Consider the following 24,191-nt stretch of genomic DNA (forward strand, 5'->3'; position numbering starts at 1 on the left):
GCCATGGGTATTTCCTCTTTATTTGGGGCCAGGTAGTTAACTGCTAAACATACACATGTTAAGGGATACCGACCACATTAAGATAATTGTTAAAAGGTTGCACATACAATGTGCAGATATTATAAGAAAATCGCGACCAATAACAAGTCTTTTAACCAATTATTGGCGCAATCTCTGCGGACAATAGAGAGATTACTCAATATTGTCCTACTAATACGTAATACTTACTCGTCTTCATCTTTAGAATTGAATTTAGAGATGATAGATTCTGCAACTGATTTTGGAATCTCAGCGTACTTTTGGAATTCCATCGAATAGGTTGCACGGCCTTGCGACATTGAGCGCATTTGGGTCGCATAACCAAACATTTCTGCTAATGGAACTTCTGCACGAATCTGCTTAGTACCACCAGGTAAGTCTTCCATACCTTGAACCATACCACGGCGACGGTTTAAATCACCCATGATATCGCCCATGTAATCTTCAGGCGTTTCAACTTCTACTTTCATAACTGGCTCAAGTAGGGTTGGGTTTGCAGCCATGAAGCCTTTACGGAATGCAATAGAACCTGCCATTTTAAATGATAACTCATCCGAGTCAACATCATGGTAAGAACCATCATACAAGGTTGCTTTAACGCCAACGACTGGGTAGCCTGCAAGTACGCCGTTTTTCATACGCTCTTGGATACCTTTGTCTACTGCACCGTGGAATTCTTTTGGTACCGTACCACCAACCACTTCTTCAGCGAATTCATATAGAACGTCGCCCGCTGGATCCATAGGTTCAAGACGTAACCAAACGTGACCAAATTTACCACGACCACCAGTCTGACGGACGAATTTACCTTCTTGCTCAACCACGTTACGAATCGTTTCACGATAAGCAACCTGCGGCGCACCGATGTTTGCCTCAACGTTAAACTCACGCTTCATACGGTCAACAAGAATTTCTAAATGTAGCTCACCCATACCACTGATGATGGTCTGACCAGATTCTTCGTCAGTATGGACGCGGAATGATGGATCTTCTTTTGCTAAGCGACCCAAAGCGATAGACATTTTTTCTTGGTCAGCTTTGGTCTTAGGCTCAACGGCTAGAGAAATAACTGGATCTGGGAATTCCATACGCTCTAGAGTGATGACGTTGTTTTCGTCACAAAGCGTATCACCAGTGGTTACGTCTTTCATACCAACTAAGGCTGCAATATCACCCGTGCTGATTTCTTGTAGTTCTACCTGAGCATCTGCCATCATCTGAACGATACGGCCAACACGCTCACGCTTCATTTTAACAGGGTTATAAACGCTACTACCTTGTTTTAGAACACCTGAATACACACGAACGAAGGTCAAGTTACCGACGAACTTGTCGTTCATGATTTTGAACGCTAGTGCTGCGAACGGCGCATCATCAGAGGCTTCACGCGTGCCTTCAGTTTCATCTTTGTCATCAAGGATACCGCGGATAGCAGGTACGTCCATTGGCGCCGGCAGATACTGAATAACCGCGTCCAACATCTTTTGTACACCTTTGTTTTTAAAGGCAGTACCACAAAGAAGTGGAATAATTTCGTTGTCGATGGTCAATTGACGAATAGCGTCGTTGATCTGTTCTACCGTCAATTCGCCATTTTCAAGATACTCATTCATGAGCTCTTCTGAGGCTTCAGCAGCATTTTCTACTAGATACTCACGGTACTCTTCCGCTTTTTCTTGTAACTCAACTGGGATTTCGCGCTCTTCATACTTCATACCTTGAGACTCTTCGTCCCAATAGATAGCTTTCATGGTCACAAGATCCACAACGCCTTCAAAATCGTCTTCTTTACCAATTGGAATAACCAATGGTACTGGCTTGCCGCCTAGGCGAGTTTTGATTTGTTCTACCACACGGTAGAAATCAGCACCAACACGGTCCATTTTATTAATGAATGCTAAGCGTGGTACTTTATATTTGTTTGCCTGACGCCATACGGTTTCAGACTGTGGCTGAACCCCGCCTACCGCGCAATAAACCATACAAGCGCCATCAAGAACACGCATAGAACGCTCAACTTCAATCGTGAAGTCAACGTGACCTGGGGTGTCAATGATGTTGATACGGTGTTCAGGGAACTGCTTTGCCATTCCTGACCAAAAACAAGTCGTCGCCGCAGAAGCAATGGTAATACCGCGCTCTTGTTCTTGCTCCATAAAGTCCATGGTAGCTGCACCATCATGGGTTTCGCCAAGCTTGTGGCTAACACCGGTATAGAACAAAACACGCTCAGTAGTGGTCGTCTTACCAGCATCAATGTGCGCTGAGATACCAATATTGCGATAGCGCTTTAGGGGAGTTTTACGAGCCATAGTGTTTTCCTAGGGAAATTCGTGTATATATTAATGTGTTGTGTCTCTACCTCATACTCTATGACAAAGCCGTGGCTTTGCTATATTACTTACTGTTTATTGGGCCAAATACGGACAAAAAAAGAGCAAATATTAAGAATATAGCGGCATCAAATTCAGGAGACTTTTTTTAAGCAGTGCATATTTTTTTGCAGGCTTTATGGAAAAGCATCCCTTACAAAACAGCATCTTGACAGACGTCCGCCATCTAGATTACTTAAAACCTCCTCAGCTTTTGAGGAAAAATTAAACAATCTAATAATGATGGCGGCAATCAATAGAATAAATCAACAATATTAGGATTAACTGGTCGGAACGATTAATCCTAAGCATTTAAGCCAAATTTAGAGAATAAAACCAGCTTAGAAGCGGTAATGAGAGAATGCTTTGTTGGCATCTGCCATGCGGTGAACTTCGTCACGCTTTTTCATAGCATTACCTTTACCATCAGCAGCATCATTCAATTCGCCTGCAAGACGCAAAGCCATTGATTTTTCAGAACGCTTAGCAGCAGCTTCAGCTAACCAACGCATAGCCAAGGCAGTACGACGGGAGGGGCGTACTTCCATTGGTACTTGATAAGTTGCACCACCAACACGGCGAGCTTTTACTTCGACCATTGGGCGGACATTTTCTAAAACTTCTTCAAAGAAAGCGACTGGATCTTCGATGTTGCGCTTTTGACCTACTGTCTCAAGAGCACCATAAACAATACGCTCAGCAGTAGATTTTTTACCATGACTCATGACATGGTTAATGAATTTTGCAACAGTTTGGCTACCAAACTTAGGATCCGGTAGGATCTCACGGGCAGCAACGACGCGACGTCTTGGCATAATAATAATCCTTTTCTTCAGGAGTGTCTGACATTCACAATCTCGCACCAATTACATATTGGATGGCGTTATATCGAGTTGTCAGTCAGCCTTACTGCATGGCGGTATGTTATAGCGTCAATTAATAACTTAAAAATACGGCTAACACCAGCCCCATGCACAGTTAATGGGTGATACAAATACACTTAAGTCAATAGCGGTTAGCTATTAAACTTTAGGCTTCTTCGCACCATATTTAGAACGACCTTGCTTACGGTCTTTTACGCCTGCGCAGTCAAGTGCACCACGGACAGTGTGATAACGTACACCTGGTAGATCTTTTACACGACCACCACGGATAAGAACAACACTGTGCTCTTGTAGGTTATGACCTTCACCACCGATGTAGCTTGATACTTCATAGCCTGAAGTCAAACGTACACGACATACTTTACGCATGGCTGAGTTAGGTTTTTTAGGGGTAGTAGTATATACGCGAGTACATACACCACGGCGTTGTGGGCACGCTTCCAACGCAGGAACTTTTGACTTTTCCTTGATGGTTTTGCGACCTTTACGAATCAATTGGTTAGTTGTTGCCATAAGGCATCCTTCTCCCGTTTGGTATAAAACAAAAAAATGGGCCAATGCGCCAACCATCTGACATTAACGACAGATTTCGGAACACCCATTTTTAGGACAGTGTATTATAAAGAGTTGTTGCTGCTATTTCAACCACTTATGAGCGGTTGTCCTTTACAACATTCGATAGATGTGCATGAACAAATATTGTAGCAGACTAAATGGTTAGCAAAAGATTTTAAGATGCGCAATTTTTTCATTGCAAGATGGTAAAATCGATATTCCCTATTAATGGAGATGGTTACTTATTTTTCAAGGTAGCCTGTTTACCTTAAGATAGTTTTTAGCATCAAAACCTTGCCGTAAAAAAGCCATAAGCCGATTTGTATCAGCTTATGCCTCCGTATTTTATAGAGCAAATTACGTAAAAAATCAACCAAAACACTTTATGATTCAAAACACTTTATGATTAAAGCTTTAAGCTAAGGCGTTAGTCTTTGCTACTTGCTTGAGCTTTTTTGTAATTTTCATCCACTGACTCTTCATCAGTTGTTTTTGATACTGGCGCTGATGCGGCTTTTGTTTTACTCTTTGTGTTGTCAGCTTTAGCTTCATCATCTTTAGCTTTGGCTTCATCATTTTTAGCTTTGGTTTTATCGTCTTTAGCTTCCTTAGTCTCTTTTTTTGTATTATCAGACTTATGGTTCTGTTCTTCATCCTGACTGTTGGCATTTTTCTTCACCTGCGCTTCGCTACTACTATCGTCAGTAATGGCGCGATTAGCAAGTTTGGCTTCTGGTGCAAACGTCGCTTGCGCCACGCCAATCACTTCATCAATCAGTTGGCTATTGTAACGCATACCAACAATGACCGCAGTGGCCGGTAGAAAACGGCGTATCCATGATAAGTTGATGTTATCTAAGTCAATGCCAACTTGGCTGGCAATATTATCTACTTGTTCGGCATAAAAATTAACATTTTTATTTTTCAGACCAAGGTTTTTAAGCTCATTATGCAGACCATTGCTTTGTGCATTGTCAAGCAAGCCTTTACCGATACCAAGACCCGCTAGTAAGGCTTGTTTTTCTTGCATTTTGCTCAAATCAGCATTTGCTAATAATTCATAAGCCATCTTGACGCCTTGCTTGCCCGTTAATGGCTTATTATAAATAGCGCCTAACTGATAAACAGTACGTAATGAGACAAGTAACAACCATAAGGTATCAGCGAGCAAACCTGGCAACCCTGCCAACCCTGTTAAGCCCCCTAATGTCGCCAAAGCGCGGTTTTGATTGGCAATATCCGTGGCTAGAGCATAACGCTCTTCATCATCCAAGCTTGCAATATTGGCAAAACGATGCTGATTTGGCAGATCAATTTGACTCCAGTTAGACGCAAGCTTAGCCACTTGGGCAAAAGCGCCGTCGACCGTTGAATCAAAGAGACTGTTTGGCACTATTTTCTTGGCATACTTGCCATAAGTAGCAAAACGGGTGCCTAATAATTGCTGCGTTGCTTTTAAGGTTTGCTCGCGAAATAAATCCTGCTGATAGTCTTCATCGCCGAGATTGACTGCCTTAAATTGGCGAGGTTTGCCGCTTTTGGCATTGACACTATCAATCATTGCGCCCATGCGTTCTAAATTACTACGAGTAAACGAGCCAACGCTGCTGATGCCTTTATATAGAGTGCTACGCTTTGCCATCTTTATATCCTTAATATGATGAATGAATGTTTGTTATTAATATTATTTATAAGAACTTTTAATAAGAGCCTTTTATAAGAACTTTGCAAATTGATTGCCATTTTAGCCAATGCTAACGATTACTGTCAGTGCCTACAATGTTATCACTCTCGTCAATTTTGTATCTAAAAGTATCACATATTTTAAACCGCCAACAGCCTTAGCATATATTAAACGCGCCTTAGCTAACAATGGTTTGTACTACTTTAACAAAAAACTTTACTGCCATTGCTGCTGTAGCGCGGCCAAAAAACTCAGTCGGTGGCAATAAGGAGTCTATTTAAAAATAAAGACCATTTTGTCGTTATTTTACACTTACGCCAAGATTTTAAATCGTCGATACGTTATTATAGGCCATCACTCAAAGTACAGTTGTACTTTTATTTATCGAATAGCATTTAAGCAGCCTATTGGGCATTTTTGCGTACTATAATGACTGTCAAATAAGCATTTAAAAGCGATGGTTAAAGGTAATTATCAAAAAATCGTTACTCATAAGGAATAGAATATGCGCCGCGTTGTTATCACTGGAGCAGGGATTGTCTCTTGTATCGGACATGATTTGGCGACTGTCACCGATGCTCTTAAACAAGGCCGTTCAGGTATTACGTTCAATGAATCGTATGCTGAGCACGACTTTAAATCACAGGTTAGCGGTAGTATTGATCAAGCAAAACTTGATACCTCGGGCATTGATCGTAAATTGAAGCGTTTTTTTAGTGATGCCAGTCTTTACGCTTATGTCAGCGCTTTAAACGCCATTGAGCAGTCAGGCTTGCCGCTTGAGACCATAAACAATAATCCGCGCGTGGGTGTGGTCGCAAGCTCGGGCGGCGCGTCAACTGAAAACATCGTCAATGCCGTCGATGCGATGCGCGAAAAAGGTCTACGCGGTGTCGGCGCGATGGCCGTACCGAAAACCATGGGCAGCTCGGTCTCAGCGGCGCTGGCGACGGGGTTAAAAATCCAAGGTATCTCCTACTCATTATCTTCTGCTTGTGCAACATCAACGCATTGTATCGGTCATGCCGCTGAGCTCATTCAGCTTGGTAAAGCCGATGTGATACTTGCTGGCGGTAGTGAAGCGGAGCATTGGACGCAATCTTGTATGTTTGATGCTATGGGCGCGGTCAGTACGCAGTATAACGACACGCCGACACTTGCCTCTAGAGCGTATGATAAAAACCGTGATGGTTTTGTGATTGCCGCAGGCGGCGCGATGGTCGTGGTTGAAAGTCTTGAGCACGCCCAAGCGCGCGGTGCCAATATCTTAGCCGAAATCGTCGGTTATGGTGCGAGCTCCGATGGCGCTGAAATGGTCGCCCCAAGTGGTGAAGGCGCTGTCCGCTGTATGCAACTCGCCCTTGCTGAAGCAGGTTTAGAGAGCGTTGACTACATCAATAGCCACGGTACCAGTACGCCGCTAGGGGATGTGACTGAGCTTAAAGCCATTGCCAAAGTATTTGGTGATGATGTCAGTCAAATACCTGCTATCAGCTCAACCAAGTCCATGACTGGTCATAGCTTGGGTGCAGTCGGCGCGCAAGAATTGATTTATTGCTTACTGATGCTACAAGAAGGCTTTATTGCCCCAAGTATCAATATTACCGAATTAGACCCTGCTGCCAAAGGCTTTGATATTGTCACTGAAAAGCGTGATGTTGAGCTTAAGACGCTTATGAGCAATAGCTTTGGCTTTGGCGGTACTAATGCTACCTTAATTATTAAAAAGTTTGACGCCTAACTATGCTCGTAGCACCGCATCTTAAAACTGAGCAGACAGCATCTGCCCCATCGCCAGCTACTTACCCTAGCTGGCGTTTTGGTGATCTGTCTGCCGCAGAGTTACTGCCAAAACTACAGCGTCATCTGTATGGACAAAATCCTAACGCAAACTGGCAATTGGTTTGGCTCAATAACGATGGGCGACCAGTGATTGGTTTATTACCAAAAATGAGCTGGTCAGTTTATTATCTTTCTGATTCTAAATTGCCTAATCAGCAACCGAACATCTATAAAATCATAAAAAATTGCCGTGATGGCTTATATAGTCATAATAAAACCAATCAGGCTATTACTAGCACTTATATGAGTTATAGCGACTGGCAAGAGAATTTGATTGCTTATAGTCAGGCTCATGACGCAGATGATACTTATGATAAGGATTCTCAGTCGATTGAATATCATAATGAGCAGCCAAGTTATCAGCATGGCTTGATAGGCTTTATTGGTTATGATATTGCCGCTTATGAGCTTAGCCTAGCCGCGCGAATGGAGCTCGCAGCGCAGCCTTGTGCCGCCTTAGGACATTATGATATTTATCTAACACCAAATGCTGAGCAAACGAGCTGGCAGCTCACTATAAAAGACAGCGTCACTGATACTGATACTCATAACAATGACGAACACAAAGGCGCACTGGTTAAAGCGCTTACCTCATATTTAGATATCATGGATAAGGAATTATCTAACCAAGCTTTAGCAAAATCAGTGCTGGAACAATCATATAAAACCACACCTTTATTACTAAATGCACAATGGAGCAAGCGGGATTATCAGCAAGCATTTGATAAAACGCAAACCTATCTGCAACAGGGTGACTGCTATCAAATCAATCTTACCCAAGCATGGCAAGGTTCTTTTAATCAAAGCCCTCATGATAATTTTACACCGATGCTTATTGATTACTTACCTGCCCTGCATCGTAATACCCAAGCGCCGTTTGCAGGATATTTAGCGGTTAATCATGTTGATAACGAAATAAGCGTTGATACGCAAGATTATCAATTTGAATTGTTAAGCTGCTCGCCTGAACTGTTTTTTACCTTTAATAAAGACGATACTACTGGCAAACACCATATACGCACTAAGCCCATTAAAGGTACGATGCCGCGTGGGTTAAATACTGCACAAGACAACGCTTATAAACAGCAGCTTATCGATAGCGAAAAAGACCGTGCCGAAAACGTCATGATTGTCGATTTATTACGTAATGATTTGGGTAAATATGCCAAGATTGGCAGCGTCAAAGTGCCGCAATTATTTGCGATTGAAAGCTTTAGCAATGTACATCATATGGTCAGCACCATCACCGCTGAGCTAAAGACAGATAGTCATCCGCTTAAAGTATTGTTTGGCAGTTTGCCCGCCGGTTCCATCACAGGAACGCCAAAAAAACGCGCCGTTGAAATCATCTCGGAGTTAGAAGGTGCAGCGCGCGGTGCTTATTGCGGCACACTAGGCTATATGAACTTTGATGGTAGCGGGCAATGGAATGTATTGATTCGTACTTTACAAGCCCATACCTTATCGAATGATGAATTAGAACAAGAAAGATACGTCACCTTATGGGCAGGCGGTGGTATCACGATTGCCTCTGATTGCGATGCTGAATATCAAGAATGCCTTGATAAAGTAGGCAACCTGTTAGGGGTTTTAGCTCAAAACAATAGTGATAAATAAACTTACGCTTTATTTAAAAGATAACTCAATCAACAATAAAAAGCCTGCTCACGCCATATTAAGCAGGCCTTTTTTATTTATATGACTTGGTGTTTTGGCTTTAGACCATTTAAGTATAAATCTTAAACAAGGTATTACTCAGCAACGCTTTCAGCCTCTGTTTGTAGCGCTTTTAAGGCATCAATCAAACGTTGATTCTGGGCTGCCGTACCAACGGTGATACGCAAGTACTCATTGATACGTGGTTTATCAAAGTGACGCACAATGATACCTTGCTCGCGTAAATCAGCTGCCACGCCTTTAGCGTCGCCATTTTTTGGACGCGCAAAGACAAAGTTGGCGTGCGAGGGTAACACCTCATAATCGAGTGCTGTCAGCTGGGTGCTGAGCGCTTGGCGTAAGTCGATGACTTGCTGGCAGGTCTGGGTAAAATACTCCACATCTAAGACACTGGCAGTCGCTCCCGCTTGCGCCAACTTATCGAGCGGATAGCTATTAAAGCTATTTTTCATACGCGTCAACGCTTCGATTAATGACGCATTACCAAACGCCATACCGACACGTAAACCAGCCAATGAGCGTGATTTTGAAAAGGTCTGCGTGACAAGGATATTATCGCAGTCATTAATTAGGCTTACCGCTGATACTTCTGTATCCAAGCTACTCTCTTCTTTTTGGGCAAAATCAATATAAGCCTCATCAATCACAATCACAGAATTTGAATGCTCGCCAGCAAGTTTACGAATATCAGCAAGCGATAACAGCAAGCCAGTTGGCGCGTTAGGATTGGCGATAATGATACCGCTGCAAGGCTGACGATAAGCATCGGGGCTGATACTAAAATCGGCTTCTAGGGCGATTTGCACCAACTCAATACCAAAGGTATGAGCGTAAACAGGATAGAAGCTATAGCTAATATCAGGTGCTAAAACAGGGCGCTCTTTTAAGAAAAAGCTGGCAAATACCAATGCCAATACTTCATCAGAACCATTACCAACAAAGACTTGATTGATATTAAGGTTATATAACTGTGCCAAGGCGGCGCGCAAGTCATCAGACTCAGGGGCAGGATATAAACGCAGCTCATCGGCTTGCTGCGCTAAGACTTTGGCGATGGCCTCGCCGACTTTTGGTGACGGTGGAAATGGGTTTTCATTGGTATTTAATTTGCACAAATTTTCATGCTGAGGCTGCTCGCCAGGGACGTAAGGTGACAGATTTCGCGCTTTAGATGACCAAAGTCTGGTGTCTATCTTTAACTCACTCATAAGTTATCCTACTCATTAGCCACATAAATTATTAAATGTAAATCATTAAAATCAAATTATTAAAACTGTGCTACCTAACTGGTTTATTAACTATCTTTTTGATAACGATAACGGGCTGAGCGCGCATGGGCGTCTAAGTCCTCGCGCTGCGCTAAAATATCGGCGGTCTTAGCCAGCGGCTTACTACCCGCTTCACTACAATAAATAATCGATGATTTCTTTTGGAAGTCATAAACACCAAGCGGTGAAGAAAAGCGCGCGGTACCAGAGGTTGGCAACACGTGATTGGGACCCGCACAGTAATCACCAATCGCTTCAGGCGTATGACGACCCATAAAGATAGCACCAGCGTGACGAACCTCATTCAGCAACGCATCAGGATTATCAACAGACAGCTCTAAATGCTCAGGGGCAACGCGATTAATCACCGCCATACCTTCCACGCGGTCTTTGACCAAAATCAGCGCGCCACGGTTTTTTAGTGAATCACGGGCGATATCGGCTTTTGGTAATTCTGCCAATGCTTTTTCAATCTCCGCCGCTACTTCTGCAAGCTGCCGTTCATTTGTCGTGACAAAGATAGCTTGGGCGATACGGTCATGCTCCGCTTGCGATAATAAATCCATCGCCAACCAATCGGCACGATCTTGCGCCTCGCCTTCTGCATAGACTAATACTTCAGAAGGACCGGCAATCATATCAATCCCCACTTGACCAAATACCGCCCGCTTTGCCGCAGCGACATATTTGTTACCAGGACCCGTGATTTTATCGACGGCTGGTATGGTCTCGGTACCGTACGCCAAGGCCGCAACCGCTTGGGCACCGCCAATGGTAAAGACGCGGTCAACTTGTGCCAAATGCGCCGCTGCCAACACTAATGGATTGAGCACGCCTTTTGGCGCTGGCACCACCATGATTACCTCGGCAACGCCAGCCACTTTAGCAGGAATCGCATTCATCAATACCGAAGATGGATAAGAGGCCAAACCGCCGGGCACATAAATACCGACACGATCAAGCGGCGTGACTTTTTGACCTAAGCGATTGCCAAGCTCATCTTCATATTGCCAAGTCTCTTGCACTTGGCGCTCATGGAATGTTTGCACGCGTGTCGCTGCCGTCATTAACGCATTTTTTACCTCATCATCAAGAGTAGCAAACGCTTCAGCAAGTGCTTCTTTAGACAGCTCTAACTCTTGTATCGCCTTCGCGGGATGCTGATCAAACTCTTGGGTCAACGCCAGTACCACGCTGTCGCCACCATGACGTACCTTTGCAATGATATCGTCAACGGTTTTTAATAGTTCAACATCATTGACGGTTTCAAAAGCGAGAAGCTGGGTCAGTTGATTGTCAAAATCAGCATCTTGGGTACTTAGTTGGCGCATGACTGAATCCTATAGGTGAGCATAAAAGTCGGCTATAAAAAATAGTTTGGATAAAAGAGCAGATAAGAAAAAGTTGGTCTGTCTGCTTATTTCCATTTATTGCTAGTTATCTCACTCAGATTATACTGAGCTTTTATTTTCTAGCAAGCAAATACAACAAAACCAGTTTAGCACGCTATATCTATCCTAGAGCGCCAAACTGGTTTAAATTTTTGTATAGTTATGCTTGATATTATCAATGATGACTAGCGTTTAATAACAGTGTTTTATCAATACTGAATAAACGCTCATTTAAGAAGCACTGGCAATACTGTTTTTAAAACTATCTAAAATCGGCTCAAGCAGGGCAAATTTACGTTTGTAGCTGACTTGATTGACGATAAGGCGTGACGACACATCACAGATATGGTCGCGCGCTTCAAGTCCATTGGCACGCAGCGTATTGCCGGTATCGACGACGTCAACGATCAAGTCACCCAAACCAACCAATGGCGCAAGCTCCATTGAACCATACAGCTTAATCACATCAACTTGCTGACCTTGACTGGCAAAGTAAGCGCGGGCAACATTGACATATTTGGTTGCGATACGCAGACGACGATTTGGCAGCGGCGCACCTTTCACGCCCGCTGTCATCAGCTTACACTGGGCAATCTGCAAATCGAGCAATTCATAAACGTGATTGGCGCCATGCTCAAGCAGCACATCTTTACCCGCCACGCCAAAATCAGCAGCGCCGTGTTCTACGTAAGTTGGCACATCACTGGCGCGTAAAATCAACACGCGTACATTTGGATTAGAAGTTGGGAAAATAAGCTTGCGTGACGCTTCAGGGTCTTCTAGTAATTCAACACCAGCAGCGCGTAGTAGAGGCATCGTCTCTTCTAAGATACGACCCTTTGATAGCGCCAGTGTCAAACCTGAAAACGCTTCATTTACTTCGTTTAATAAACCATCATTTGGTAAGCTATTGCTTGCTTCAGTCATAATGACTCGTGTCCGTGTGCAGTTAGTTGCCTTACTTAACAGGCATTATTAATTTGTTATGTGTCAATACCAATAACAATGAGTAATGAACCACGTTAGGCGTTGGTATTAATACGCTCGATATTAACCCCAAGCGCGCGCAGTTTTTCTTCGACGTGCTCATAGCCACGATCAATATGGTAAATGCGGTCAATCAAGCTCTCGCCTTCCGCAGAAGCCGCCGCCATGACCAGTGACATTGACGCGCGCAAATCCGTTGCCATCACTGGCGCCGCAGTAAAATGCTCGACGCCTTTAACCACAGCTGTATGACCGTCTACTTGAATGGATGCGCCCAAGCGGTTGAGTTCCGGCACATGCATATAGCGATTTTCAAAGATATTTTCGATAAAGGTGCTGGTACCGTCAGCAAGGCACGCAATCGCCATGACCTGCGCTTGCATATCGGTTGGAAAACCTGGATGTGGCTGGGTACGAATATTGACGGGGAGTGGGCGACCTTGCATTTGCGCGCGAATCCAATCATCACCTGTGGTAATAATCGCTCCCATGTCTTCAAATTTTTCTAATACAGGCGCTAATAAAAGTGCCGAAGTGTTTTTGGTCAACACATCACCGCGTGTCATCAAAGCGCCGGCAAGATAAGAGCCCGTTTCGATACGATCGGGTACGACCGAATATTCACAGCCATGCAAGCGCTCAACGCCTTCGATGGTCATGGTTGCCGTACCAATGCCGCTGATTTTAGCACCCATCGCTACCAGCATATTAGCCAAATCGACCACTTCTGGCTCAAGCGCACAGTTGCCAAGCACGGTGGTACCCTTTGCCAATGCCGCGGCCATAATGACGTTTTCCGTACCGCCAACCGTCACCATGTCGAATGAAAAGTTACAACCGATAAGCTTGCCGCCTTTTGGCGCTTGCGCTTTGACATAGCCATTCTCGACGCTAATCTCAGCACCCATGGCTTCAAAAGCCTTTAGATGTTGGTCGACAGGACGTGAGCCGATAGCACAGCCACCCGGCAAAGACACTTCGGCTTCACCAAAACGCGCCAGCAAAGGGCCTAAAACCAAAATCGAGGCGCGCATGGTTTTGACCAAATCATACGGCGCATAAAAATTGTCGATATTCTTGGTATCGCAAACGACAGTGTCGCCCTGCTTTTGAATGTCAATGCCCATGCCAGCGATCAATTCAATCAAGGTACGCACATCTTGTAGCGATGGCACATTATGTAAGGTCGTTGGGGTTTCGGCCAAAATCATAGCAGCGAGTAACGGCAGAGCGGCATTTTTGGCGCCTGAGATGGTGACTTCCCCTGCGATACGACTGCTACCGGTGATTAAAAATTGATCCATAAAGGTGACAACCTAGCGATAAGTATAAAAAAATATGAAAAACCAGAAATGATAAAACTAGCAATATCCATTGCCGGCGCGACACATTCTAGTCATAAATAAAAAGTGTTAGCCTTGAGATTGAACTTCCCATTCGGCTGGCGTTAACGCTTGAATATTGAGCGCATGGATATCACCGCTCGCAATTTTGTCATTGACCAATGCGTAAACTGACTGCTGGCGTTGTACTGCGCGTTTGCCTTCAAAACTGGCATCGACCACCCGTACATCAAACTTGGTACCTTGATTGGCAGCTTGAATAAAAGCATCAGGAAAGTGAGTTTGTAAAAATGCAATCAAATCGTCAGCGTTCATGCTCATAGAATATTCTGCCTTAAGGATTAAATAGGGGGATATAAAGTTAGCCATTATAACAAGAGTTTGACCATCTTACAGTACTGTCTTATACAACTGCCTTTAACTATTGCAGTGTTAACTATTACAGCGTTTTATCCAAATAGCTGAGCACTTGCGCGCGCACATCATTGACCCAGCGTAAAGGTGGCGCCATCGCTCCGATACTGGTGGCATGGCTGGCACCTTTTATTTCGCCTGTTTCAACCTTAACGCCTGCCGCTTTTAACGCCCGTGTCATTTTAACAGTATTGCTTATATGGACGACTTTGTCTTTTTCAGCAGTCAATAATAAATACGGTGGCTGCGCACCTTTAATTTGGTGATCTGGCATCACTGTCTCTGGTGTCGCATCTGACCCAAAGGCAGTTCTACTACTGAATTTACGAAAGTCATAACTATAAGGCCCTGCGATGCCAATCACCGCAGCAATATCGTTTGGTTTTACCCCATACGGCGCTAAAAAATCTTCATTAGCGACGGCAGCAATCGCGTTAAATGCGCCCGCAGAATGCCCTATCACCGCCAAGCGCTTAGGATCAGCATGTAAACTTTCGGCATTCTTATAACTCCACGCGATGGCCTGCGCCGTATCTTCTACATAATCAGGATAAACGTGCTCAGGCGCTTTACGATAATTAATCACTGCCGTGACATAGCCTGCTTGTGCCAAACTCTGACCAACAAAGGCGTATTCGTCCTTGTTTCCGCTTTCCCACGAGCCGCCATGAACAAAAACCACCATCGGATAGCTGTCGTCAATAGCGTTATCAGAAGTCGCTTTTTTTGACTGAATGGCTTTTGCTAAAGGTTTGGGGTAATAAATATCTAAATCCTGCAAAGGCTTATCGCCATACAAGATATTTTTGCTGACACCAACGCCGCCATTTGAGGTGATGCCATTTACGATAACCAGCGCCGATAACGCTTGTGCTTGCTGAGTCGCGAGCGCAATACCGCCGACAGCCAATGCGGCTGTCACACCGACGCTGATAGGTTTAGGTAGGCGATTTTTTCTTGGCACAGACTGTACGGTTGCTTTACTTAAATCCTTCATCGCCAGTATTCCTATTATAAGATTGTCGTTGGGTCATAGTTGATTAAAACTCAATAGCAGAGTCACGGCTTTTTCATTTTTTATAATTTTAGTTAGCGCGTTTTTGGCTAAAGCCACACTTCTACTTTTTACGTTTTATATCTTACTGGCAGACTGAGGATTTATCGTGCTTTTCCTGTTATGACTGTTTAGGCTTCTTGTGTTTTTCAGCAAAACAGCCATTTAAAGATTTTGAAGGTCAACTTTGAAGGTTAAAACAGCAACTTGATAATGGCTAATTAACGGGCGCGCCATTCTCGTCGACGATAATCGGAGTAGCATTGATGGCTGGCTCTACCGCACTTGTAACCTCAGGTACTGCCCGACTATTGAGCACTGGGCCTCTGGTAGGATTGGCCAAATTATCTTCATACATGATATCGTCCTCGCCTATCTTCACCCCTCTATCATCAACGACGGTGGTCAATAGCACCAGCTCTGTGATGCCGACGGTATTATTGGCGATGTCAATCAGATGACTTTGCTGCGTCGGGGTCATGCGGCCCATAATATAAACCACCCCATCATTGGTGACCGCCTTTATTTGCGAGGCTTTCACGCCATTACTAGAGGCTATTTTTGCCAGTAGTTTGGAGGTAATATAACCATCGTGAACGGTTGAGCTATAGCCCCTTGAGGCGCTCACATTAAGCTCATTATAGACATGACGGACGTCTGGCATAGAGCCAACCACTTTTTCAATTTCTGTCTTAATCTCTTGCGTTGGCACCTCGCCGGTGAGCAGCACCTCACTATTAAAACTATCAATGCTCATACGGCTGATTTGCTGCAAATTTTCTTGCAGACCATAAACGTTAATTTTGACGGTATGCTCGATACTGCGGTCAAGCAAACGCTGCGGAATGGTGCGCTCGGTCACCGGTACGCCATAAGTTCCTTCTGTACTATTGGTCAAATAGTTAGTGGTACAGCCAGTGGCGACAATGCCAGTCAATAACATAACGCCAATCGCCTTACGGCGTGATGAGCCAAAAATAGCAGTGCGCAAATGCATCCGTGTCATGATTTACCTCTTAGAACATGATGTAGTGATTAATAGTGGACGGCGATGATACGAGTATGATTAAGCTAACCATTTTTAATGCCGCTACTTTACTGAATATTTACCTAAGGCGGTTAGGCTTTTGGTAACGACAGCTTAATACGGTTATTTACTTTTAACCAGTTATCGGGCTTAACCTTTAAACCCACTTAATTTCAAACATAATCGATCTAAAGAAACATACTACCAAGCTGAGGCGATAAAAGCGCCTTGCAGCCATTCTGGTTGAGTGTTTTTTGGCGGTGTTCCTTTAGCATCACTGCTGTTATTTTTAGTATTGGTATCATAAGCAATCACATCAAACCGGCACTCATAATCATTATATTCAGGATGCTGTTGCAAAAAATAGCGCGCCGCTCTGATGATTTTATGTTGCTTATTTTTCGTCACGCTAAGCGCTGCATCACCAAATCCTGAACGTTGCCGCTGCCGCACTTCAATAAATACCAGTGTTGACCATGCTTGCCCTTTTTCGATCATGATTAAGTCGAGCTCACCCACTTTTGGTTGCTGCCAATTTTGCGCAATCAACATCAAGCCTTGCGCTTGTAAAAACTCACACGCCTGCTGCTCAAAACGGCTGCCTTGACGCTGTGTCGGTGAGGTTAGGTTTAAGGGTTTGTCATTTACCATCACGGCCTGTCATTATCATGGCTATTGGTGAGCGGAACATTTGAGAATTATCATAGCACATCATGCTAAACTAACCACTTTCGCGTTCTTATGCTGATTGATTTTTTATTAAAATCAGCCCTTATGACGCTACACATTTTTAATATTTGTTTTTAATACTCAGAGGTTTTCATGTCTAGCCCTACCGCGATGCCAGCTTGTCTTTATATCGTTGCGACGCCGATTGGTAATTTAAGCGACATGACACCGCACGCAATCGACATTCTAAATCAAGTTGCTATCATTGCTTGTGAAGACACGCGCACCTCAGGCAAGCTATTGTCACATTTTGGCATTAATACCAAAGGCAATAAGGATGAAAATGAAGGAACGGCTTACCATAATAAACATGACGTCGAAAACGAGTCTGATGGCGCTGCTAAACAAAGAGGTCATCATAAACTTTGGGCATATCATGAACATAATAGCGCCATTCAAACCCCAAAAATTATTGAAATGATTGAGCAAGGTCACTCGGTTGCGCTGATTAGTGATGCTGGTACGCCGCTGATTAGTGACCCGGGTTATCAATTGGTGCAAGCCGCCCATGCTGCTGGCGTTCGCGTCTCCCCTATTATTGGTGCCTCTGCTGCTATTGCTGCATTATCGGTTGCAGGATTGCCCTCAGACCGCTTTAGCTTTATTGGCTTTTTACCGGCCAAAACCCACGGGCGCCAAAAACAACTGACGGCTCTGAATGCACGTACCGAAACTTTGATATTTTATGAAGCACCGCACCGTATTATTGCTAGTTTAGAAGATATGGCAGCTATCTTTGGTGCCGAGCGCGAAGTGACGTTTTGCCGTGAATTGACCAAAACCTTTGAAACCGTGCACAAAAGCACACTTGGCGAATTGGTCGAATTTGTCAAAGCCGATGACAATCAGCAACGCGGTGAAATCGTCGTGGTCGTCGCCGGGGTAAATGGGGCGCAGGACGATGACGATATCAGTATCCACGATAAATTATTACAGCGCTTGTTAGAGGACTTATCAGTTAAAAAAGCCGCCGCTTTGGCCGCCGATATCACAGGCGTCAAAAAGAATGCGCTCTATCAGCGCCTACTTGAGCTACAAGCAGAATAATTTTTACTATAAAAAATAAGCGAAGCATTCATAAATTAAGCACTGATAAATTCATTGAGGAGAGAAACAGTATGTACGATGTGATGGCGATAGGTAATGCCTTGGTTGACCACGAATATCTGCTGTCAGATGCAGCGCTAGAAGAAACTGACCTGACCAAAGGCAATATGACGCTAGCAGGAATCGAAGAACAGCAGCAGTTACTGGCATATTTTAAATTGGCAGAGATTAAGCCATCAAAGCAAGCAGGCGGCGGCTCAGCGGCCAATGCAATGTATGCCTTTGCAAGTTTGGGCGGCAAACCTTTTTATGCTTGCCGCGTCGGCGATGACAAACAAGGCGAGTTTTACCTAAAAGATTTGCACGAAGCGGGCGTTGCCACCTCCCCGCAGTCGATTCATGCAGGCGGTGTGACGGGCTCATGTGTGGTAGCAGTGACCGAAGATGGTGAGCGTACCATGCAAACTTTCCTTGGTACCTCAAGCGATATCACCGCTGATAACGTCGATTTTGAAGCATTAACCCAAGCAGGCTGGTTATATTTAGAAGGTTATTTAGCGATGTCCGAAGGGATTCAGCCTGCGATGAACAAACTACGCCAACAAGCCGGTATCCATGGTGCCAAAATCGCCGTCAGCTTTGCTGATCCTGCCGTGGTAAAATTTGCCAAAGAAGGCTTACTTAATATGCTTGGCAATAAAGTCGCGGTAATATTTTGTAATAGTGAAGAAGCCAAATTATTCACCGATAAAAAACAGCATAAATCGGCGGCGCGAGCCTTACTTGAGCATTGTCAGACAGCGGTGGTTACCGATGGTCCCAATGGCGCTATCATCGCGCATAAGCCAAATGATGAGTCTGATATTGAGATTTATGAGATTCCGACGCCAGTTGTTACTAATGTCATTGACACCAATGGTGCCGGCGATAACTATTCTGGGGCGTTTTTATATGCTTTATCGCAGCATTATAGCTTGCCAGAATGCGGACGACTTGCCAGCGAAATCGCCGCCCAAGTGATTCAGCAGTTTGGCCCACGTTTATCATCGCACGAGTATCAAGATATCTCGCGCCGCGTTTTAACGGTTTAGTGGCTGGATTATTTGATTACTAAAGCGCTAAAATCTAAGTTTCTAAGCTTCTAAGTTTCTAAGTTTCTAAGTTTCTAAGTGCTTTAAAACGGTATTTCTAGTTTACCCCTAATAAAAACAGTGCTGCTGGGATAAATTTTGCGCAGCCTCTGAAGCGACGAAGTCGCACAGCAAGCAAGGAAAATTTGTACCAGTAGCACTTTATAATATTTTCGCGCTTTTATTTAGGATTGCCTACAAAACTTTAGCATCTAATAAGCAAAAGCCCATATGATCGGATATGGGCTTTTTAGTATTCATTTATAAAACAAAATAATCGCTCAATTAAACAGCGGCAAGTGCTTGCTCTAAATCAGCTTTAATATCTTCAATGTGCTCGATACCAATCGATAAACGCACCATATCCGCACTAACCCCAGCATTGTCAAGCTCTTGCTCGTTCAGCTGACGATGAGTGGTGGTCGCTGGATGACAAGCGAGCGACTTAGCATCACCGATATTGACCAAGCGCGTAATCAGTTGCAGCGCATCAATAAAGCGCGCGCCTGCTTCGAGGCCCCCTTTTACGCCAAAGGTTAAAATGGCAGATGGCGTACCTTTCATGTATTTTTTCGCAAGCTCATGCTCAGGATGATCTGGCAAACCGGCATACTTCACCCAAGCAACTTTATCATGGTCGCGTAGATATTCAGCAACTGCTTGGGCGTTTTGGACATGACGCTCCATACGTAAACTTAACGTCTCCATACCTTGCATGATTCCGAAGGCATTGAGCGGGCTGATTGCCGCGCCGGTATTACGCAGTGGCGCGACGCGAGCACGGGCAATAAATGCTGCTGCGCCAACGTCTTTGACGAAGTTTACGCCGTGATAGCTTTCATCTGGAGTATTTAGTAATGGGAAGCGCTCAGGATAATCGCCCCAAGGGAAAGTTCCACTATCAACAATCGCGCCACCAATTGAGGTGCCCGTACCGCTCATATATTTGGTCAATGAATGAATGACAATATCAGCGCCGAACTCAAATGGACGGCACAGCGCTGGCGTCGCAACCGTACTATCAATTACCACTGGTACGCCATATTCATGGGCGATGTCACTCAGTGTTTGGATATCAACGATATTACCCAGTGGATTACCGATACTTTCGGCAAAGACCATTTTGGTTTTATCATCAATTAAATCACGAATCGCTTCAGGGTTTTTATGGTCAAAAAAGCGAACTTCGATACCTTGACGCGGCAAAGCATGGGCAAATAAATTATAAGTGCCGCCATATAAGGTCGATACGGCGACGATATTATCACCTGCTTCACAAATGGTTTGAATCGCATAAGTGATAGCCGCCATACCAGAGGCAACCGCTAGCGCCCCGATACCGCCTTCAAGTGCCGCAACGCGCTCTTCTAACACCGCCGTCGTCGGATTCATGATACGGGTGTAAATGTTGCCAGCAACTTTTAAATCAAATAAATCGGCGCCATGCTGGGTATTATCAAAGGCATACGAGCTGGTATGGTAAATAGGCACGGCGACCGCTTTGGTGGTTGGCTCGACGCTATAGCCGGCGTGAATGGCTAAGGTTTCAAGGCGCTGGGTATTCTGCTTAGCTGGTTGTCCGTCACTCATCAGGTGCTCCTAAAATTTCATGGGATATTTAGAGGGGTATTAATAGGTTATTAAACCCATATTTCATTTATCAAAAATGGTTATAACAAAAAGTCATAAAAAAAAGCTGAGTTAATCATAACCCAGCTTCTTTATTAAAAGAATAGCAATTTTTTCATCTCTTAATGACAAATATTCATAAGCAATGAAACTAATAAGCATATTCTTAGATGATATCGGCGCTATTTTTATAACGACTCGTCATTTTCTATTTATAGTAAGCGTTTTCTGTACGTGTGTGGTCAGTTTCATCGATGACTTGCGTCAGCTCGGGAATTTGCTGTTTCAGCTGCACTTCAACGCCTTGACGTAAGGTCATATCAACCGCTGAACAGCCTTGGCAACCACCACCGAATTTTAGTATCGCGGTCAGACCAACGCCTTCTTCTTCAACCAATTCAAGCAGCTGTACATCACCGCCATGAGCGGCCAAGCTTGGATTAATCTCCGACTGTAAGACATAATTGATACGTTCTTCGACACTGGCATCGGCACCAACTTTTGGCACTTTTGAGTTTGGTGCGCGGAATGTCAACTGCCCACCAAAACGGTCTTTATTATAATCAATCACCGCATCTTCTAAATAAGGCACGGACGCCGCTTCAATAAATGCCGAAAAATCGTCATAAGTCAGTTTTAAATCAGCGCTGTCTTCTTCGCCCGGCTGGTTATAAGCCATGCAGCATTCGGCACGCGGTGTACCTGGATGTTCAACGAAAATACGCACGCCGATACCATCGGTATCTTGTTTCGCCAGTAAATCTGCCAAATACCCTTGCGCAGCTTCAGTGATGGTAATGTTACTTTTAGCTTCGGTTTGCTCAGTATCTAATGCTGACTCGTAATCGGCAGTAGGGTCTACTTGAGTATCAGTTGGATTGTGTTCACTCATAATGCTTCCTATGTGTTATGACACAAGCGTTATATTGGCCACGTCTACTGTGTCGTCAATGGTGTGTGAGAGTGGGATAAATGAGAGTATCTATCATCGTGGCGTATCGTTTTATTGCTTTAGCCATGATAAATGTTTCTTTATGACTTCCATTATAGCGCACTTAACGCATAATTCCGACTGGGCTAGTGTGAATTAGCAGTGGCGGTTTTAAGCGCTGGTATTTTAATGGCGGATGTTTTAGCAATGGCTATTTTTATAAGGCTTACCTATAGTAAGCTGCCTCTATCTTCATAGTATATAAAGACAGCATGCAGACTTATCAAGTCTATCGGGCGTAGAATGCACCAAAGAGCTTATGAAAATTTTAGAAGAATAAATATCAGAATCTTAACTATTTTGAGAGAGCAGTATGTTAACTGAGAATATAAATTTTGTGACCACCAAAGATGCCGTACAAATCGCTATTTGGGAAGTTTTTGATAATGAAAAAAGCCATCAATTATCTAACCTTAATGCGCATCAAGGACAAAATATCTTCTTAACCCATGGCACTTTTTCGGACAGAAAAACCTGTTTAAAAATCGCCGAATACCTAGCTGGACTTTGCCATCATTGCTATATCATGGAATGGCGCGCTCATGGTGCAAGCTCGGCACCAACAGACAAATTCAATTTCGAAACCGTTGCAACCTATGATTTTGCCGCCACTTTCGATTATTTATTTAACGAATTAAAGCTCAGCAATTTACACTGCGTCACCCATAGCGGCGGCGGTGCTTGCTTAACGATGTTTCTCATTCAACACCCGCAGTATATCAATAAAATCAATAGCATCAGCATGTTTGCCTGCCAAGTGTACGGCGCCATCGTCAATCCGAAGAACTACTTTAAAATTATCGCCGCCAAGATATTTACCCGTCTATTTGGCTATATACCTGCCAAAAAACTCAAACTGGGTCCTATCAATGAAAGCTACTTCACTATGAGCCAATGGTATGAGTGGAATTTGCATAGAAACTTTCACAGCAGTTTTATTAAGCAAAGTGATATAGATGCTAATGGTATTAACAAAAGTGCTTTTGATAGCAGCACTCGCCAGAAAAATACTATTGACGGTGAAATTTTTGATTATCGACCGTATATGCCGAATATTACTGTACCCATTTATGCCATCAGCGCTAAAGGTGATAAATTTATCTCACCTACTCGAGGCTGCCTGTCACTTTTTAACGACTTTAATCACTCGCTCAACAAGAACTCAGCCAACGTTTTTCGCGAATACGCGCGGAGCCATGGTGACTTGGACGATTATACCCATAGCCGCATCTTAAACAGTCGTACGGCTGCCAAAGAGATTTGGCCAACGGTGGCGGCATGGATTGAGCAACATGCAGGATGACGCATGCAAGATAAAAAAAGTATGGCAATGCTACATCTCCTAAAACTAACTTCACACAATATAACTGACTTAGCCAGATTGGCTGTTTAGACTGGATTGAACGCTATAGTAAATCCAAATGAGTAGTTTATGCAGTTATATGTCATACCAGGAACTTGCGCCGTTGTACCGCACACCGCCCTCGAATGGACGGGCGCAGATTACGAGCTCAAGCTGTTAGATCATGATTCGGTCAAATCAGAAGAATATCTACGTATCAATCCGCAAGGCGCGGTGCCAGCTATCGTCGATGGCGACACTATCATTACCCAAAACATTGCCACCCAAGTCTATATCGATGCCAGCTATCCAGATGCCAATATCTTTGGCTCAGATACCTCGCCAGCTGGCAAAGGGCATCTGATGCATTGGCTAGGGTTTTTGAATGCCGATCTGCATAAAGCCTTTGCCCCGCTCTTTGGCCCTGATGGGTTCGTTGAAGGCGATGCTGCACAAGAAAGCTTAAAGCAAAAAGCCAAAGAAAAAATCGCCCATTTGCTTAGACTGCCCAACGAGCAGCTCGGTAAAACCGACTATCTAACAGGCAGCAAAACCACGGCTGATATTTACTTATACATCACGTTAACGTGGGCGAAAAAGTTTGAGATTGATTTATCTGACTATAAAAACCTTGATACCTTTGTCAAACGTATTGAAGAAGATAAAGGTTTGACTGCCGTCATTGAACAACAAGGCTTAGAAAAAATTACATCACTCTAGATTTGATAGGGTTAATGCTTTGAGCGTTTGCAAAAACCTTTCTAACCTTAACCTTTCTAGTTCTTA

Annotated in this window: 20 protein-coding genes; 6 read left to right on the plus strand and 14 right to left on the minus strand. The window is 44.0% G+C overall.

The annotated features are described in order from the left end of the window. Positions 1-224 precede the first annotated feature (224 nt). From fusA to B2866_RS06410, 4 genes are all read right to left on the minus strand, one after another. A complete protein-coding gene (gene fusA / locus B2866_RS06395; protein WP_296191739.1) occupies positions 225-2,351 on the minus strand; it encodes an elongation factor G in 2,127 nt (708 codons plus the stop codon). A gap of 401 nt (positions 2,352-2,752) precedes the next feature. Continuing rightward, positions 2,753-3,226: a 30S ribosomal protein S7 gene (gene rpsG, locus B2866_RS06400; protein WP_068405119.1), complete on the minus strand. Its 474-nt coding sequence runs from the start codon at positions 3,224-3,226 to the stop codon at positions 2,753-2,755. Positions 3,227-3,433: 207 nt separating this feature from the next. Beyond that, the gene (rpsL, locus tag B2866_RS06405; RefSeq protein ID WP_011281154.1) at positions 3,434-3,808 is read right to left on the minus strand and encodes a 30S ribosomal protein S12; all 375 of its coding nucleotides are present in this window, start codon (positions 3,806-3,808) and stop codon (positions 3,434-3,436) included. 469 nt (positions 3,809-4,277) lie between these two features. Beyond that, the gene (locus B2866_RS06410; protein ID WP_296191744.1) at positions 4,278-5,492 is read right to left on the minus strand and encodes an EcsC family protein; all 1,215 of its coding nucleotides are present in this window, start codon (positions 5,490-5,492) and stop codon (positions 4,278-4,280) included. 547 nt (positions 5,493-6,039) lie between these two features. On the opposite strand from B2866_RS06410, the gene B2866_RS06415 reads away from it, so the two are divergent. Together B2866_RS06415 and B2866_RS06420 are read left to right on the plus strand one after the other, a co-directional pair. Beyond that, a complete protein-coding gene (locus B2866_RS06415) occupies positions 6,040-7,275 on the plus strand; it encodes a beta-ketoacyl-ACP synthase II (protein ID WP_296191746.1) in 1,236 nt (411 codons plus the stop codon). 2 nt (positions 7,276-7,277) lie between these two features. Then, positions 7,278-8,993: an anthranilate synthase component I family protein gene (locus tag B2866_RS06420; RefSeq protein ID WP_296191752.1), complete on the plus strand. Its 1,716-nt coding sequence runs from the start codon at positions 7,278-7,280 to the stop codon at positions 8,991-8,993. 134 nt (positions 8,994-9,127) lie between these two features. On the opposite strand, the gene hisC is transcribed toward B2866_RS06420, so the two are convergent. From hisC to B2866_RS06460, 8 genes are all read right to left on the minus strand, one after another. Then, the gene (gene hisC, locus B2866_RS06425; protein ID WP_296191755.1) at positions 9,128-10,261 is read right to left on the minus strand and encodes a histidinol-phosphate transaminase; all 1,134 of its coding nucleotides are present in this window, start codon (positions 10,259-10,261) and stop codon (positions 9,128-9,130) included. Positions 10,262-10,347: 86 nt separating this feature from the next. Next, on the minus strand, positions 10,348-11,652 hold the full coding sequence (gene hisD / locus B2866_RS06430) for a histidinol dehydrogenase (protein ID WP_296191758.1): 1,305 nt from the start codon (positions 11,650-11,652) through the stop codon (positions 10,348-10,350). A gap of 291 nt (positions 11,653-11,943) precedes the next feature. After that, complete coding sequence (hisG, locus tag B2866_RS06435; RefSeq protein WP_102077686.1) at positions 11,944-12,639, minus strand: ATP phosphoribosyltransferase; 696 nt, start codon at positions 12,637-12,639, stop codon at positions 11,944-11,946. Positions 12,640-12,734: 95 nt separating this feature from the next. After that, positions 12,735-14,003, minus strand: a complete 1,269-nt coding sequence (gene murA, locus B2866_RS06440) for a UDP-N-acetylglucosamine 1-carboxyvinyltransferase (protein WP_296191762.1) — start codon at positions 14,001-14,003, stop codon at positions 12,735-12,737. A gap of 108 nt (positions 14,004-14,111) precedes the next feature. Then, a complete protein-coding gene (locus B2866_RS06445) occupies positions 14,112-14,363 on the minus strand; it encodes a BolA family protein (protein ID WP_082894293.1) in 252 nt (83 codons plus the stop codon). Between the two features lie 118 nt (positions 14,364-14,481). Further along, a complete protein-coding gene (locus tag B2866_RS06450) occupies positions 14,482-15,453 on the minus strand; it encodes an alpha/beta hydrolase (protein ID WP_296191770.1) in 972 nt (323 codons plus the stop codon). Between the two features lie 274 nt (positions 15,454-15,727). Next, a complete protein-coding gene (locus B2866_RS06455; RefSeq protein ID WP_296191773.1) occupies positions 15,728-16,516 on the minus strand; it encodes a BON domain-containing protein in 789 nt (262 codons plus the stop codon). A 222-nt stretch (positions 16,517-16,738) separates the two neighbouring features. Further along, positions 16,739-17,188, minus strand: coding sequence for a YraN family protein (locus tag B2866_RS06460; protein WP_296191776.1), 450 nt, complete (start codon positions 17,186-17,188; stop codon positions 16,739-16,741). A 171-nt stretch (positions 17,189-17,359) separates the two neighbouring features. On the opposite strand from B2866_RS06460, the gene rsmI reads away from it, so the two are divergent. Both rsmI and B2866_RS06470 read left to right on the plus strand, forming a co-directional pair. Continuing rightward, positions 17,360-18,313, plus strand: a complete 954-nt coding sequence (rsmI, locus tag B2866_RS06465; RefSeq protein ID WP_296191779.1) for a 16S rRNA (cytidine(1402)-2'-O)-methyltransferase — start codon at positions 17,360-17,362, stop codon at positions 18,311-18,313. Between the two features lie 71 nt (positions 18,314-18,384). Continuing rightward, positions 18,385-19,404, plus strand: coding sequence for an adenosine kinase (locus B2866_RS06470; RefSeq protein ID WP_296191782.1), 1,020 nt, complete (start codon positions 18,385-18,387; stop codon positions 19,402-19,404). Between the two features lie 324 nt (positions 19,405-19,728). Here B2866_RS06470 and B2866_RS06475 read toward each other — a convergent pair whose 3' ends face one another. Together B2866_RS06475 and nfuA are read right to left on the minus strand one after the other, a co-directional pair. After that, positions 19,729-21,033 (minus strand): O-acetylhomoserine aminocarboxypropyltransferase/cysteine synthase family protein, encoded by a 1,305-nt coding sequence (locus B2866_RS06475; RefSeq protein WP_296191785.1) that lies wholly within the window; start codon positions 21,031-21,033, stop codon positions 19,729-19,731. A 247-nt stretch (positions 21,034-21,280) separates the two neighbouring features. Next, positions 21,281-21,964: a Fe-S biogenesis protein NfuA gene (nfuA, locus tag B2866_RS06480; protein ID WP_068405139.1), complete on the minus strand. Its 684-nt coding sequence runs from the start codon at positions 21,962-21,964 to the stop codon at positions 21,281-21,283. Between the two features lie 412 nt (positions 21,965-22,376). On the opposite strand from nfuA, the gene B2866_RS06485 reads away from it, so the two are divergent. Beyond that, entirely contained in the window at positions 22,377-23,366 is a 990-nt protein-coding gene (locus tag B2866_RS06485) for an alpha/beta fold hydrolase (RefSeq protein ID WP_296191789.1), read from the plus strand. A 129-nt stretch (positions 23,367-23,495) separates the two neighbouring features. Next, the gene (locus B2866_RS06490) at positions 23,496-24,125 is read left to right on the plus strand and encodes a glutathione S-transferase family protein (RefSeq protein ID WP_296191792.1); all 630 of its coding nucleotides are present in this window, start codon (positions 23,496-23,498) and stop codon (positions 24,123-24,125) included. The last annotated feature ends 66 nt before the right edge of the window (positions 24,126-24,191 follow it).

The sequence above is a fragment of the Psychrobacter sp. UBA3483 genome, from assembly GCF_002377905.1.
In the GTDB taxonomy this organism is placed as follows: domain Bacteria; phylum Pseudomonadota; class Gammaproteobacteria; order Pseudomonadales; family Moraxellaceae; genus Psychrobacter.

What these genes read in the sequence shown, in the direction of transcription:
- fusA (WP_296191739.1), bottom strand. Translation starts at nt 2,351, where the DNA reads ATGGCTCGTAAAACTCCCCTAAAGCGCTATCGCAATATTGGTATCTCA.
- rpsG (WP_068405119.1), bottom strand. Translation starts at nt 3,226, where the DNA reads ATGCCAAGACGTCGCGTCGTTGCTGCCCGTGAGATCCTACCGGATCCT.
- rpsL (WP_011281154.1), bottom strand. Translation starts at nt 3,808, where the DNA reads ATGGCAACAACTAACCAATTGATTCGTAAAGGTCGCAAAACCATCAAG.
- B2866_RS06410 (WP_296191744.1), bottom strand. Translation starts at nt 5,492, where the DNA reads ATGGCAAAGCGTAGCACTCTATATAAAGGCATCAGCAGCGTTGGCTCG.
- B2866_RS06415 (WP_296191746.1), top strand. Translation starts at nt 6,040, where the DNA reads ATGCGCCGCGTTGTTATCACTGGAGCAGGGATTGTCTCTTGTATCGGA.
- B2866_RS06420 (WP_296191752.1), top strand. Translation starts at nt 7,278, where the DNA reads ATGCTCGTAGCACCGCATCTTAAAACTGAGCAGACAGCATCTGCCCCA.
- hisC (WP_296191755.1), bottom strand. Translation starts at nt 10,261, where the DNA reads ATGAGTGAGTTAAAGATAGACACCAGACTTTGGTCATCTAAAGCGCGA.
- hisD (WP_296191758.1), bottom strand. Translation starts at nt 11,652, where the DNA reads ATGCGCCAACTAAGTACCCAAGATGCTGATTTTGACAATCAACTGACC.
- hisG (WP_102077686.1), bottom strand. Translation starts at nt 12,639, where the DNA reads ATGACTGAAGCAAGCAATAGCTTACCAAATGATGGTTTATTAAACGAA.
- murA (WP_296191762.1), bottom strand. Translation starts at nt 14,003, where the DNA reads ATGGATCAATTTTTAATCACCGGTAGCAGTCGTATCGCAGGGGAAGTC.
- B2866_RS06445 (WP_082894293.1), bottom strand. Translation starts at nt 14,363, where the DNA reads ATGAGCATGAACGCTGACGATTTGATTGCATTTTTACAAACTCACTTT.
- B2866_RS06450 (WP_296191770.1), bottom strand. Translation starts at nt 15,453, where the DNA reads ATGAAGGATTTAAGTAAAGCAACCGTACAGTCTGTGCCAAGAAAAAAT.
- B2866_RS06455 (WP_296191773.1), bottom strand. Translation starts at nt 16,516, where the DNA reads ATGACACGGATGCATTTGCGCACTGCTATTTTTGGCTCATCACGCCGT.
- B2866_RS06460 (WP_296191776.1), bottom strand. Translation starts at nt 17,188, where the DNA reads ATGGTAAATGACAAACCCTTAAACCTAACCTCACCGACACAGCGTCAA.
- rsmI (WP_296191779.1), top strand. Translation starts at nt 17,360, where the DNA reads ATGTCTAGCCCTACCGCGATGCCAGCTTGTCTTTATATCGTTGCGACG.
- B2866_RS06470 (WP_296191782.1), top strand. Translation starts at nt 18,385, where the DNA reads ATGTACGATGTGATGGCGATAGGTAATGCCTTGGTTGACCACGAATAT.
- B2866_RS06475 (WP_296191785.1), bottom strand. Translation starts at nt 21,033, where the DNA reads ATGAGTGACGGACAACCAGCTAAGCAGAATACCCAGCGCCTTGAAACC.
- nfuA (WP_068405139.1), bottom strand. Translation starts at nt 21,964, where the DNA reads ATGAGTGAACACAATCCAACTGATACTCAAGTAGACCCTACTGCCGAT.
- B2866_RS06485 (WP_296191789.1), top strand. Translation starts at nt 22,377, where the DNA reads ATGTTAACTGAGAATATAAATTTTGTGACCACCAAAGATGCCGTACAA.
- B2866_RS06490 (WP_296191792.1), top strand. Translation starts at nt 23,496, where the DNA reads ATGCAGTTATATGTCATACCAGGAACTTGCGCCGTTGTACCGCACACC.